Annotated in this window: 16 protein-coding genes; 9 read left to right on the forward strand and 7 right to left on the reverse strand. The window is 42.6% G+C overall.

Annotated elements, in window-relative coordinates:
- Positions 1 to 122 precede the first annotated feature (122 nt).
- Entirely contained in the window at positions 123 to 1,964 is a 1,842-nt protein-coding gene (gene asnB / locus MHH40_RS05125) for an asparagine synthase (glutamine-hydrolyzing) (RefSeq protein WP_050945348.1), read from the reverse strand.
- A 155-nt stretch (positions 1,965 to 2,119) separates the two neighbouring features.
- Here asnB and MHH40_RS05130 point away from each other — a divergent pair, with 155 nt between their 5' ends.
- A complete protein-coding gene (locus MHH40_RS05130) occupies positions 2,120 to 2,647 on the forward strand; it encodes a DUF2777 family protein (protein WP_050945350.1) in 528 nt (175 codons plus the stop codon).
- A 38-nt stretch (positions 2,648 to 2,685) separates the two neighbouring features.
- Here MHH40_RS05130 and MHH40_RS05135 read toward each other — a convergent pair whose 3' ends face one another.
- The 3 genes from MHH40_RS05135 to cotG all read right to left on the reverse strand — a co-directional run bounded on the left by MHH40_RS05135 (position 2,686) and on the right by cotG (position 4,778).
- On the reverse strand, positions 2,686 to 3,054 hold the full coding sequence (locus tag MHH40_RS05135; RefSeq protein WP_003212021.1) for a YisL family protein: 369 nt from the start codon (positions 3,052 to 3,054) through the stop codon (positions 2,686 to 2,688).
- A gap of 92 nt (positions 3,055 to 3,146) precedes the next feature.
- Positions 3,147 to 4,052 (reverse strand): fumarylacetoacetate hydrolase family protein, encoded by a 906-nt coding sequence (locus tag MHH40_RS05140; protein ID WP_050945352.1) that lies wholly within the window; start codon positions 4,050 to 4,052, stop codon positions 3,147 to 3,149.
- A gap of 126 nt (positions 4,053 to 4,178) precedes the next feature.
- Positions 4,179 to 4,778 (reverse strand): spore coat protein CotG, encoded by a 600-nt coding sequence (gene cotG, locus MHH40_RS18835; protein WP_080984795.1) that lies wholly within the window; start codon positions 4,776 to 4,778, stop codon positions 4,179 to 4,181.
- Between the two features lie 205 nt (positions 4,779 to 4,983).
- Here cotG and MHH40_RS05145 point away from each other — a divergent pair, with 205 nt between their 5' ends.
- The 8 genes from MHH40_RS05145 (at position 4,984) to MHH40_RS05180 (ending at position 8,450) form a co-directional block, all read left to right on the forward strand.
- Positions 4,984 to 6,078 (forward strand): CotH kinase family protein, encoded by a 1,095-nt coding sequence (locus tag MHH40_RS05145; RefSeq protein WP_050945355.1) that lies wholly within the window; start codon positions 4,984 to 4,986, stop codon positions 6,076 to 6,078.
- A gap of 122 nt (positions 6,079 to 6,200) precedes the next feature.
- Positions 6,201 to 6,362, forward strand: coding sequence for an aspartyl-phosphate phosphatase Spo0E family protein (locus MHH40_RS05150; RefSeq protein WP_012009503.1), 162 nt, complete (start codon positions 6,201 to 6,203; stop codon positions 6,360 to 6,362).
- Positions 6,363 to 6,489: 127 nt separating this feature from the next.
- Complete coding sequence (locus MHH40_RS05155) at positions 6,490 to 6,711, forward strand: spore germination protein (RefSeq protein WP_003211745.1); 222 nt, start codon at positions 6,490 to 6,492, stop codon at positions 6,709 to 6,711.
- Positions 6,712 to 6,725: 14 nt separating this feature from the next.
- A complete protein-coding gene (locus tag MHH40_RS05160) occupies positions 6,726 to 6,959 on the forward strand; it encodes a spore germination protein GerPB (protein ID WP_003210877.1) in 234 nt (77 codons plus the stop codon).
- A gap of 31 nt (positions 6,960 to 6,990) precedes the next feature.
- A complete protein-coding gene (locus MHH40_RS05165; RefSeq protein ID WP_050945357.1) occupies positions 6,991 to 7,605 on the forward strand; it encodes a spore germination protein GerPC in 615 nt (204 codons plus the stop codon).
- Positions 7,602 to 7,778 (forward strand): germination protein GerPD, encoded by a 177-nt coding sequence (locus MHH40_RS05170; protein WP_003210893.1) that lies wholly within the window; start codon positions 7,602 to 7,604, stop codon positions 7,776 to 7,778. Before MHH40_RS05165 ends, MHH40_RS05170 begins: the two co-directional genes overlap by 4 nt.
- Complete coding sequence (locus tag MHH40_RS05175; protein ID WP_050945359.1) at positions 7,778 to 8,209, forward strand: spore germination protein GerPE; 432 nt, start codon at positions 7,778 to 7,780, stop codon at positions 8,207 to 8,209. The genes MHH40_RS05170 and MHH40_RS05175 overlap by 1 nt, the downstream gene beginning before the upstream one ends.
- Before the next feature lie 22 nt (positions 8,210 to 8,231).
- On the forward strand, positions 8,232 to 8,450 hold the full coding sequence (locus MHH40_RS05180) for a spore germination protein (protein WP_003211468.1): 219 nt from the start codon (positions 8,232 to 8,234) through the stop codon (positions 8,448 to 8,450).
- Positions 8,451 to 8,495: 45 nt separating this feature from the next.
- Here MHH40_RS05180 and MHH40_RS05185 read toward each other — a convergent pair whose 3' ends face one another.
- The 3 genes from MHH40_RS05185 to sbcD are packed head-to-tail and all read right to left on the reverse strand — an operon-like array spanning position 8,496 to position 13,382.
- The gene (locus MHH40_RS05185) at positions 8,496 to 8,795 is read right to left on the reverse strand and encodes a hypothetical protein (RefSeq protein WP_050945361.1); all 300 of its coding nucleotides are present in this window, start codon (positions 8,793 to 8,795) and stop codon (positions 8,496 to 8,498) included.
- Positions 8,796 to 8,814: 19 nt separating this feature from the next.
- Positions 8,815 to 12,210 carry an SMC family ATPase gene (locus MHH40_RS05190; RefSeq protein WP_340900728.1) on the reverse strand — a complete coding sequence of 1,132 codons (3,396 nt, stop codon included), beginning with the start codon at positions 12,208 to 12,210 and terminating at the stop codon, positions 8,815 to 8,817.
- Positions 12,207 to 13,382, reverse strand: a complete 1,176-nt coding sequence (sbcD, locus tag MHH40_RS05195; protein WP_044139868.1) for an exonuclease subunit SbcD — start codon at positions 13,380 to 13,382, stop codon at positions 12,207 to 12,209. The genes MHH40_RS05190 and sbcD overlap by 4 nt, the downstream gene beginning before the upstream one ends.

The raw sequence follows: 13,382 nt of genomic DNA on the forward strand, positions 1-13,382 counted from the left end.
CTTTAAGTTAATTATACAAATTAGAAAGATTAGATCAACTTTCGATGTGCTCTATTCGTCTCATGTTATGTATCAAAAAAAGCCGGCTTCCCTTCAACAAATGTAAGAAAGCCGACCCTTTATTACGCTTCTATATCAATTCGATACGTTTCAAACCAATGATGAATTTGCGCCAGATGAGCGATTAATTGCGGGCCCTTCATGAGCTGGCCATACCAAGGCACTTGAAAGGAAGCTCCTTCCGTTTCAATCAGCTGCTTTAATTGATTCGGATCTAGAAATTCGTGAAGGACAGAATCTTTTTGCGCAAGGCAGTCTATTAACATCTCTTTTACAGCCTGGGTATAGGCTGGATGATGTGTTTTCGGGTAAGGACTCTTCTTGCGATAAAGCACTTCATTCGGTAAAATTCCCTCTAATGCTTTACGTAAAACCCCTTTTTCACGATTTCCATGCATTTTCATTTCCCAAGGAATATTCCATACATATTCGACAAGACGATGGTCCGCAAATGGTACACGTACCTCAAGACTCGCCCCCATACTCATTCGGTCTTTTCGATCTAGCAGCGTTGTCATAAACCAGACCATATTTAAGTAAAAAAGTTCTCTCCGGGCTTTATCTACTCCAGTTTCTCCATCTAAAAGAGGCGTTTCAGCCACGGTTTCTTCATATTTGCTTTGTGCATATTCTTTTAGTGACAGCTTCTTTTGCCACGAGTCTTGTAAGAGCTGCGTTCTAGCTTCCGTCGATCTCATCCAAGGAAAACCATTCGTTTCATTTGCCGAATGAAACCAAGGATAGCCTCCAAAAATTTCATCCGCACATTCACCTGACAAACCAACAACAAAGTCCTTTTTAATTTCTCGGCAGAACCAAAGCAAGGAAGAATCAATATCTGCCATACCCGGTAAGTCTCGGACCTCAACTGCTTCCTTTAAATAAGCAGCCAGCTCCTTTTGTCCAATGATGCAGCTGTGATGATTCGTTTGAAACGCCTTGGTCATGTGGTCAATCCATGGACCGTCCGCATTTGGCTGGAATTGACTTGCTTCAAAGAATTGATCATTCCCTTCGTAGTCAACCGAATACGTATGAAGCGGTGCTTTCCCTATTTTCTCAAAGTGCTTAGCGGCAATGGCGGTAATGGCACTCGAATCAACGCCCCCCGATAAAAATGTACAAACAGGCACATCAGAGACGAGCTGCCTTGTGACGGCATCTGTAAAGAGATCCTTGACGTGCTGTGCTGTGTCATCGAGCGAGTCCGTATGCGCCTTGCTTTTGACATTCCAGTATCTCCACACACGCAATCCGTTTTTTGAAAAGGTCAAGGCATGAGCAGGTCTCAGCTCTTTTACCCCTTTAAACACTCCTTGCCCTGGTGTTCTAGACGGTCCTAAACCAAAAATCTCCGATAATCCCTCATGATCGACTTTTGCTTTCATATCAGGGTGAGTAAGAAGCGCTTTGATTTCTGAACCAAATAAAAAGGAATGATGACGTTCTGTATAGAAAAATGGCTTGACGCCGAGCCGGTCTCTCCCTGCAAATAATAATTCACGCTCACTATCCCAAATCGCAAATGCAAAAATACCATTAAAATGGGTCACACACTCTTCCTTCCATTCTGTGTAGGCGTGAAGAAGTACCTCTGTATCAGAATGCCCAAGAAAGCGGTGGCCCCTTTTTAACAATTCTTTTCTTATATCCTCTGTGTTATAAAGCTCTCCATTGTATACAACGGTATAAGCATGGTTTTGATGTGTATATGTCATCGGCTGTTTTCCGCCTTCTACATCTACAACCGCTAATCTTTTATGCCCAAATAGAACGTGCTCACTTTTCCACGTATTTGTATCGTCTGGCCCTCTTTTAGATAATGTATCTGTCATTTGATTGATTACATGGTCCTGTTGGATGAGCTGCTTTTTAAAGTCTGCCCAGCCTGTTATTCCACACATCATCATCAGCTCCCATCCGTTTTTCCTCAAGTGTTCTCATTCAGCCTTTCTTAGTTTATGCATCGTCTCCTTGATAGTTGATTTGTCCTTTTTTCTCGGGCGTATAGGACAAGCATGATTTGGTAAGAAAAGAAAGAGGAAAGGAGCGTCTGCAAATGGAAAAACGTATGAGGCAGCTTGAACGCTGCAGCCGAAGATGGTGTAGCGGGTATTTACTCATTGAAAACGGGCATTGTCTGATTGAAGATGAAGAAGGAGAAATCATGCTACCAGAAAGTCTTCAAAGCACGATGATCTGTTTGAAGGATAATGACAGGTGGACAAAAGGGGAACTGCTCGGCTCCATGATCCTTCATGAAAGTGGACAGCTGTTAGAAGTACGAGGCGGTGAAGTGATACAATATACAGCATCACTTGCCAAAGGATGGCTTGACCTCCTGATGTTCGTTCCTGAAAACGTCTTTTATGAAATCACTGCACAGATAGAACAGCTTGGCTTTTCCGTCTACGATTGTGTTTTCTCGTCCTTTCATTCTTTTCAACGAGTTTCTTTCTTTCAGTTTTCGACAGATACACAATCACTTGCCCTTCAATGTCACCACGACTCCGCCGCAGGTCAAATTCGTTTTGAATGGACCACTTCTGACGGTCACCGGTCAGTTTCGCAATTTGAAGGCATATAAAAAGGACACTGCTTCGTATAAGCAATGTCCTTTTTATGTTAAAAGATATGGAAACCGATTGGCAGACGTAACCCGAGAAGAATGGTCACAATCGCGAGTACGATAAAACCAATCAATACACCAGTCACCGATTTTCCTTTTTTCTTGCGTACAAGAACCATTTCCATGAAGCCGATCACAAGGATACCGAAAATCATTTTACCGATATACTCGCCACCGAAACCTGGAATCTTCATTCCTGTGCGAACATACAGCTCTACGCCTGTGGCGATAATGATCAAGTACAATAGTCTGACAATCATGTGCACAATTTTAGCACCTTTGTCGTTTTTACCTGCTAGAGCAAAGGCCACGAAGAATAAAATAATTCCTAGCACCCATGCTGTAATATGTAAATGCGTTCCCATCTGTTATTTCCCCCTTTATCAGAACAATTACCTTCTCATCGTACCACGAAATAAGTCGAACACAAAGCGACAATCCTGTGTCATCTCACTCTTTATTTGACGCGATTTGATAGCGTCCCAATCGGTTCAATCGTGATGTCGATTCGATCCCCTGAAGCTAAAAATTTAGGCGGTTCAAAGCCTTTGCCAACCCCAGAAGGTGTTCCCGTTGCAATGATGTCACCAGCTTCTAGTGTCATCCCTTTTGAAAGAGTAGACACAATGTTCTCGATGGAGAAAATCATTAATTCTGTACTTGCAGACTGGCGAACCTCTCCGTTAACCTTTGTTTCCACATGGAGCGCGCCGTGATCCTCGATCACTGACTTATGTACAATATAAGGTCCTATCGGGCAGGTTGTATCTAAGCTTTTCCCTATAAAAAATTGTTTGTGTTTTTTCTGTAAATCTCTTGCCGTTACGTCATTTAAAATGGTGTAACCAAATAGATAATCATGGACTTCTTCAGGTGCAATATTCTTCCCTGATTTGCCCATCACGATCGCAAGCTCTCCTTCATAATCCAGTTCACTCGTCACATCTTCATGAAGGAGGATATCCGCTTCATGTCCAACGACTGAAGTAGGTGCCTTTGTAAAGATCATCACATCTTTAGGAATATCCGCTACACTTCCCATCTCCATGACATGATCTTGATAATTCTTTCCAACACACATAATGTTTTTAGCTGGCTTTGGAATCGGCGCATGGAGTTTCACGTCCGACAGCGGATAAACATAAGAACCGCGATCCTCTTCTTTTTTCTCAGCCCAGTCAAGGAGCTGTTTGACATGCTCAACAAACTTGTCCCCCATATGAATACATTCAGCTAAAGAGTTTGGCAGTGTCTCAAGCTCAAATAATTTGGCTTCTGCCTTTTTGACGTCCATGACCCATTCATCATCAATGACTACCCCGATAAACATCCTGCTATGTATCTCACCTGTAAAAAACTTCATGTTTTCCCCTCACAATCTTCATTTCGCTAAGTGATGATGTCTCATTTTATTTCTCTATGAAATAAAAAAAACCCTTTTTTATCATACTCTCTTTTAAAAAGGGTTTCAAAAAAGATGATCTGATGTTTAGCGGTAGCGGCGATACTCCCACATGTTCCCTTGATCCCATTTACGATCAACATTTCCTCTGCTGCGGGAATGATGCTTTTTCTTTCCACATCTTTTGCAAGAGCGACTGCTTCTATGGTGATGAGATCGCTTAGATCGATGGCTGCGGCGCGACTTGCGGCTCTTCTTATGATGCGATCTGTGCTTGCTGCGATGTGACTTGCGGCAGCTCTTCTTATGATGCGATCTGCATTTGCTGCGGTGTGACTTGCGGCAGCTTTTCTTATGATGGGATCTGTGTTTGCTGCGACATGACTTTTTCGGTTCGCTCTTTTTGCTTCTGCAAGATTTCTTGCTTTTATATGACTTTTTACTCTTCATGCTTTTCTTCGAGCGATAACTTTTCTTTGAACGATGGCTTCTGTAGCTTTTTTTACTGCGACATGATTTACGGCGTCCACCACCGCCAAAGAACCAATGACCGCGATTTGAATGACGAGAACGAGCTGACTTATGTGATCGTCTCGATTCTGGCTCACGATCTAAGTGATGATCACGTCCTTCACTTCGAAGTGAATCCACTGCATGTTCAATATGTGAATGATCAAATGTGCTCACGAACGATTCCCCTCCCAGTCTATACTTTGACAAAACAAACAGATCAAACTGTTTATCTTCTCTGCTTTATGTTACGAGACTTGGTAGACAAGTGTTCTTGGCGGATGCCCCTTTCTTTTAAAACTCCATGAATACCTAACAAACGGGTACAGGACATTCCTTCATTTTCATATCGTAAAGAAGAGCATAGGAGGAGGATGAACGCATGACTACAGAACCTTTAAAGCAAATGGATATTTGGATTCATCCAAAGGACCTGATTGAATTAAGAAAAGACATATGGAACGACGAACCTGTTGAGGCCATTTTGAAAACCGGCCAGATCAAATCGCACATTTATGCTTCATACCGAGGGTCTCATATTAGGAAACTTAAGAAAAAGTCCTATCAAATTGAATATCGAAAGCCAAAGCAAAGACAAGGCGAATCCATCTTTCATTTAAATGCGGAGTACAATGACCCTTCGTTTATCCGAAACAGGCTGTCCTTTTATTTCTTTGAGCAAATGGGCGTGCTAAGCCCTGCTGCGTCTCATGTGTTTCTCACTATAAACGGAAGAAAAGAAGGCATTTATTTAAAAATAGAATCCGTCGATGAGCACTTTTTTCAGAAAAGACAGCTTTCAGGAGGCGGCATTTATTATGCAGTCGATGACGACGCCAACTTTTCCCTTTTGAGTTCATTTGATAAAAAGCCAAAAAAACACCTTCTCCTCGGGTACGAGAAAAAAACAGGGAGTTCTCAACATGATCAACAGCTGAGTGAATTTATTTACTTTCTCAACACAGCGAAAGATGACATATTTGCCGAAAAGATTGAGCATTACCTAGATGTGACCCAGTATTTCCGCTGGCTCATTGGTGTTGTGTGCACACAAAACTTTGACGGCTTTGTCCATAACTACGCTCTTTATGTGAATGAACAAGGCAGGTTCCAAGTGCTTCCTTGGGATTATGATGCGACATGGGGCCGTGACATTCATGGAGAAGAAATGGCGTTTGATTATATTCCAGTAAGCGGCTTTAATACTTTAACTGCTAGATTACTAGATATCCCTTCGTTTAAGAGAGCCTATTACACGCTTTTCCAGCACGTACTCGATACACAATTTTTAGAAGACCGGCTTTGTCCAATTATTGAAACATGGCATGCTTCTATTGAAAACCGAATCGGAGATGATCCTTATACAAGAGACCGCAAAGACATTCTAAGATCAGAGCGAGAGGTCATCCGGCAGTATATCAACAAAAGACGACGTTATTTACAGGCTGAAATAAGAAAAGAGAGAGATCGCACGTAAGGACGCTTTCGAATTTTGTCACTTTATTACTCATATTGACGAAACAACTTTTTTTATAGAAAAATAGGGTATACTAACCATATCCTTCTATTTGATAAAAAATGTGAGAGTTGGCGTCCGTTATGATCAATTATGAAATTGAACAAAAAAGATTACATTTAATTGAGACCGCAAAAAAATTCGGGATGAATGCCGAAGAAACCATCAGGTGCAGTCAAGAGCTTGACACACTTTTAAATAAAGGCATCAAATATACCTCGAATGAATGCTCTAAAAAAGGGTAAACCATACACCTCATTCCTCTCATCAAAAGCTTTCAAAAAGACAATCACACATTAAAAGACCCATCATAAGCTATGGTGAAACGCCCAAAAACAAAGTGCCTTATTTTTATAAAGGATGTGCACCGCTATGCCGGCTATTGTTGGAGCCTTTAAAGTAAATGCCGTCGGAACGAGCGGAGTCGTTCATGTTGGAGACTGCATCACCATTTCTCCAAATAGTCAGGTTAAAACGTTTGCTGGCGCAGGCAGTTTTAACACTGGTGATCAATTGCGCATTAGCAACTATAAAAGTGTGACCAATACGTACGACAGTGATGTCATTGATCAACCGCTTGTTGGTAACTTGTAAGGAGTGAGAATCCGTTGAACTTCTATATTAATCAAGCGATACAAATTAATTATTTGCGTGTAGAGTCTGTCAGTAACTCCTCTGTGCTGCAAATTGGGAGCGCTGGTTCAATTAAAGCTCTTTCTAATCTGTATAACACGGGCAGCTACGTAGAAGCAGCACCTGCCGCAGCAGGCACACAAGGAATTGAAGAATCCCAAGGCGCAAGCACAGCACCTTTTGTACCGCTTCAGTCACCAACAACTTAAGTTCATCTGCAATCCCCGGAGGTGTATGTCAATGTATGACTATCAAAGCAACGCTTCACAAGTGTATGGCATCATTCAAAAACAAACACAACAAATCATGATGCTTGAAAAAAGGCTTAACGAACTTCAGCAGGAAATGCAAATGATCAAGGATAAACCGACAACGACGATTGAACGGATTGATTATCAATTTGATCAACTGAAAATCGAGCGGCTGGAAGGTACGCTGAATATCGGCCTCAATCCATCTGATCCAAACAGTGTTCAAAACTTTGAAGTGGGCCAAACAACAACCCCGGGCATTGGAATGATGCAGCAAGAAACGGCTGATCAATTTTTCAATCAAACACGCCAGCTTGTCGACGCATTCTTAAATGAAGAAGCGCCAGAACTTCTTGAAGAGCTGGAGCAGCGATATGAAGGGTCCCTGGATGAAAGCAACAAACACCACATCATTGAGGACATCCGAAAGCAAATTGACAGCAGAATCAAATACTATGCAGGACAGCTCCCGCACCGGGAAAATATGACTCCGCTGCAGCGTTCAGAGCAAATTGCTGAATATGTGAAGCATGATGTTAAACGAGCGATTGAGCACTTCTTAGCCCATATTCCAAATGAAACGAAAGGAGAGGAAAACGGATGAATTTCACAGTCGTCAACCGCAACATCGAGACCGGAAGCATTAAAGTAGTTGGGGTTTCGTCCTCTTCCCTATTTATCATCGGGGACACAGATCATGTACAATTATCCTCCATTTTTGATACACCGCCAGAATCTTTGATCATTGGCCCGTTTGTTCCTCTGGCACCTCGATAATGATTAAGCGCACATCTCAAGTGAAGTTCTCGAAGGTGAATTCTGTCGGGATTTCGAGTGTCGTTCAAATTGGTGATACACAGGAGCTATGCCCGAAGGTCAAGGTGTTAGCTGTTCAACGGACGCTTAGTTTGTTTTATGGCTATGAAGCAGAAAACTTAAATGCGAAAGAATTTGAAGTATATTTTGAGCCGATTCCATTGATGCTGCCAGAACGATCAGTTAGAACGGCTTTTTACCATGAAAAGCCTGTGATTAAAGTTTCTTCGATACATGTAGAAGGGGTATCATCGTCCTCTGTCTATCAAATCGGCTCTACTTGTAGAATGAATGCCGTTGCGCGAGTGAAGCATATTCGAGAGTTATTTAGCAACGACGAAAGTCCGCCAAACTCACAAGTGGACCTACCTGCGCATATGATGGTGATATGACTTCGAATAAAGGATGTCGATTATGCCAGCAATTGTCGGACCCATTTACATTAACTCTATTTCTGGAGGCGTCGTAAACGTCGGTGACTCATTTTACCTTTCACCTAAAAGTTCGTCAAAATCTGCTTTAGGCTCTGGAGCGGGGAATACCGGAGATTTCTTGATATTAAATAATGGCATTAGCGCCACCAACTATGTGGATCCTGACTTAAATGATCAGAATATGGTAGGCAATGCATAAAGCAGCTCCTCTACAGTCATTTCATGAGAGGAGCGCTTTTTATGCTTATTTTTTTCTGCGTTGTCTCGATTTTTTTGTTTTAACCAGCTTGCTTGCCGGCTGTTTTCGAATCCATTTGATGTACGAAGCAAGCTTTTCATCCTGCCTTAGTGCATCAAGTGTGTTCAAGCGCAAGGCAAGCTCCTGGTTTGTAAAGAGGGCATGCACTTGTTTATGGCAGGGGATACACAGGAAGGCAGTCGGTAAAAAAGCCCCACCTTCTTCTCTTGGTGTTAAGTGGTGTTCTGTGAGCAGGACATGTTGTCTTCCGCACAGCTCACATAATCCAATGGTTTGCTTTGCCACCCTGTCATCACCTCAACATTTACATTAATTCCATTGAGACCGTTGTCCCTTTCCCGCTTGGATCTGCTGGATGGACAATCAGTTTCTTCGGTAGTCTCATTTTCAATTCTTCCACGTGGCTAATAACACCAACTGCTAAATTGTGAGACTGTAGCTTTTCTAATGCGGTAATGACCGTATCAAGCAAGTCTTGATCGAGCGTACCGAATCCTTCATCAAGGAAAAAGAATTGCAGTGGGAATTCACCTCTCAGCTGAATTTGTGCAGAAAGAGCAAGGGCAAGCGCCAGTGAAGTCAAGAAGGTTTCCCCGCCGGACAAGCTGGACACAGGACGCCTAACACCGCCATTTGCATCATCTCGCATAACAAAGCCGCCTTCTGAGTCGACCTCAATCGCATATCTTTGTCTCGTCAACATACCTAAGCGGGCGGATGCATCACGACTGACACTTTCCAGCTGTTCTTCTGCTAAAAATTCAACAAACGTATTCCCTTTAAAAACAGTTTGCAGTTTATCAAGGCGATCAATTTCTTCCTGCAGTGCTTCCAATCGTTCGTGAATACTTGCAAAGCGCTGATGATTCTCTTCAATCACACGCAGGTGTTCATGTGCGGACCCACTCATTGCTGTCGCTTCTTCCAATGCTTTTTCAGCTGCAGCTTTTCTGTGCTGAATGTCCGTCCACTGCTTTTCATCCAGTGACTCTTCTTTCAGTAATTCAGAAATTCGCTTTAAGTTTGCGGCACATTCCTTTCTTTTATCCTCAAACTCCTCAATTTCCTGTTTGACCGATTGACGTACTGGCTGTTCCATTGAAACAGACTCAATTTCCTGCGGCATATGAAAAGGAGAAGATTCTGCTTGTTTTTCCCATGCTGCTTCTGCTTCATGTTTTCGCCTGTTCGCCTCTTGAAGCTGACGCTCACTGCTTGAAAAATGACTTTGCGCTTCACTAAACAACTGCTGCGCGTGCTGCAATTGCTTGTACGATTGCTGCTCTTTTTCATTAAGAAGAGAAAGGGTGTGTTCAACCTCTATAAGTTCATCAGAAATAGAGGCAGCTTTTAATGGATATCGGCCTAAATCTGTTTCATATTGTTGGATAAGCTGCTGCTGACTTTCTAACTGATGCGCTAGTTTATCAAGTTCTTTCTCGACATTGTATATCACTGTCTGCAGCTGCTCTTTTGCTAGCTGTTTTTCTTCCAAAAACGTAATGCTTTTCTCAATACGTTCTTTATAGCCTTCCGCTTGTTGGTCCTTTTCATCGATTTGCTTTTGCATTTCTTGTACTTGATTCAATGTAAGATGCGGGAAGGTCTGTTCAAATTGAGTCGTTTGCTCTGAAAGCTCAGCATCAAACTCTTTGATCAGCACCTCTAATTCTTCGATGCGCTGCTGTTCAAAAGTCATTTGCTCTTTTATCTTGCTCATCTCTGCTACTTGATCATGCGTTTCATCCATTAAACGAGCTCGTTTATGTTCAACTTCTTGAGTATCCTGTTTTATGCCTTTCCATTCTTGCACCAGACCCTGCAAAGACTGCGAATTTTGTACCGTTTCTACTGCTGCAGCGACTTCCGCTCCAGGGGCTTTCTGAGATAAGAAAGCGAATTGCTTTACTAATTGATTGGCATGCGTTTCGAGAAGCTGCTTTGCGGCATACATGTCTCTCCCATAATCCTCTGCCTGCTTGAGCTCTTTGTCCATCCGTTGAATGACTTCATCGACTTGTGCCACGGTTTCTTCATGGTCATTGGATTGCAAAGCCTTTGGATCATGATGAATCGACCCACAAACCGGACATGGCTCACCATCTACTAGCTCTGCCGCTAATTCTTTTCTTAATTCTGCCGCCCTTACCGCATCTCGCTGCTTTAATTTTTCGAGTTTCTGTTGTTGTTCTTTTTGACTCCATTCTGTCAGAGCTCGTTCGAGTTCACATACATAAAAATAAAGGTGTTCAATTGCTTGAAACGATTGGTCTATTTTTTCATAATGGTCGTTTTGCTGCTTTTGAAGCTTTTCATATGCTTCTGAAGTCTGTGAGGCTCGCTTGTTGAGCTCCTCCAGCTTTTGCTTTTCCTTTTGAATACTAAGGTTTATTCTTTCAACATTTTCACTTAAACGTAAAGCATCCTGTACACTTTTGCGTTCTTTCACTGAAACTTGTAACTGCTCCAGCTCATTTTTCAGCTGTGTTTGTTTCGTTAGTGCACGCTCTAATAGAGATTGGAGATTCTCCGCTTCTTTCTTCTTTTGGAGGAGCTGCTGCGCTTTTTCATTTTTTTGGCGCTCTATGCTCGTCTTTTCCTGAAAAGCTGCCTCTTTTTTACGTTCAATTTCTTTTAGCTGAATCAGCTGTTCTTTCTTTTGGAGAAGGTCTGGCTCTGTCTCTATTTTCTTTTGCCGGGCTTGCTCATACTCCCGCGCCATTTGATCATAGATCGTTCGTTGATGCAGCAGCTGCTTTTCTGCTTCCTCTTTCTCTTTCGATGCTTGAGAAAGCTGTTTTTCAGCCTTTGTCAATGCATCCGCATAGGGCTTTAGCGTCTCTGCCTGCTCTGCGATATGGAGCTTCGTCTTTTTCTCTTCTATTGATGGTGCCAGTAAATTCAGCTTGTTTTGTTCAGTCTCGTAAGCTTCTTGTTCCTTTTGATACTGCCAGATCGCTTGCGCCTTTGTAAAAGCAGTGAACGCTTCGTCCCGCGCTTGTTTTTTCTCATGAAAAATAGCCTTTGCCTGCTCAGCTGCTTCCTTTGCTTTTGCCAGCGCCTCTGGACCAGCTTCTCCTAAACCATTCAGTTCAGCTAGCAGTTCATTTTTTTGCCCATAATGCTTTTGAGCCTTTGCACGCAATCGCTTGACGAGTTGATCTCCATATTTCTCCAAGTTAAACAACCGCTGAAGCATTTGACGTCTGTCTGCCCCTTTGAGGGAGAGAAATTCTGCAAACTTCCCTTGAGGTAAGACAACCGCACGGGTAAAGTCATCAATGGTTAATCCGAGTAGTTCTTCTACTTTACGATTCACCTCACTCGCTTTATCTGCGAGAACTGTCTGCGTATCACCGATTTCAATTAGGCGGCATAATGTCGTTCTGACTTTCATTTCATCCGCTCGTTTGAAAGCACGTTCAACTTTATAAGAAATGTGGTGTTCCTTTTGCAAAGCAAATGTAAAGGAAACCGACAGCTTTTCTTCCGCTTGGTTCAAAATACCGTGTGTATTATTTAACGCACGCTCCACTTTGCCATAGAGTGCCAGTGTCATGGCGTCTAATATGGAAGACTTTCCACTTCCTGTCGGTCCAAATATGCCAAACACACCCGCATCACATAATGAGCTAAAGTCAATTATTTGTTCTTCTCTGAAGCTATGAAGTCCTTTAATGGTCAGCGTAATCGGCTTCAAGTCGCTTCCTCCTCTTGCATATCATTGGCTAGCTCTAAAAACAGTTTGACTGTTTTTTCATCAGGCAGACCGCCACCTGTCTGGCGCTCATAAAACTTCACGAACCTCTCTTCGATCGAGAGTTTTTCCACTTGCTTTTGCTCTTCTATTTGCTGTAGTTCTTTGAACTTTGGACGAATGTGAACAAACCCACTATGCTGCTTTCGGAGCTGATGAATCTCTTCAATAGAGAGCTGATCTGTTAAATGAATCTCTAGATCAATCCATGCCTGAAGATCCCGTTTTTCATCCAGCCACTCGTACACTTGACTCAGTCCCTCAGTCGCCTTCCATTTCATAAGTGGTTTTCCGCTTGATAGAAACACTTCTTTCCAGCTCGCTTTTTCATTCGGTTTTGCCTCTACAATTGTGACTGATTTGGCGTAACCTGATTCAGAAAAGCTATAAGCAAGAGGTGATCCAGAATAACGAGCAATCGTTTTGGCACGTTTGATCGTTTGCGGCCTGTGCAAATGACCAAGTGCAACATAGCAAGCGGATTCTGGCAGGCTTTCAGCCGCAACAGTATATGCGCCGCCTACTTCAATCGGTCTTTCTGAATCTGTTTGACTCCCCCCTGCCACATAAATGTGGCTTGTTGCCATATTGACCGTATCCGGTTGAAATTGATTACTTAAATGTTGAAACGCTTGTTGAATCTTTAAATTGTAATGATCACGAAGCAATTTCTCTTCAAATGTTTCAGCTAGCACCTCATTTAGTCTCGCCTCAGACGGATAAGCGAGTGCTGCAATGGATAAACGTTCATCCGCAGAAGGAACATCGACACGGATGATGTCATTTGTCGGATATCCAATTAAATGAATCCCTTGATCATTTGTTAAAGGTGATGCGGCTGATAAACGATCCGGATTATCGTGGTTGCCTGAAATGACCACTACCTGGCGTTTTCCTTTATCAGATAAAGCAGATAGACTTTCATAAAAAAGCTGCTCTGCTCTAGCAGGCGGATTCACAGTATCAAAGGCATCACCAGCCATCACAATGACATCAATGTGTTCGTCTTTCACGATTTGATACAGTTCATCTAAAAACTGTGCTTGCTCATCAAGCCGGCTTCGACCTTCAAGGGTTTTCCCTAAATGCCAATCCGCTGTATGCAGAATCCTCAT

The organism is Bacillus sp. FSL K6-2431 (assembly GCF_038005165.1).
Taxonomy (GTDB): domain Bacteria; phylum Bacillota; class Bacilli; order Bacillales; family Bacillaceae; genus Bacillus; species Bacillus pumilus.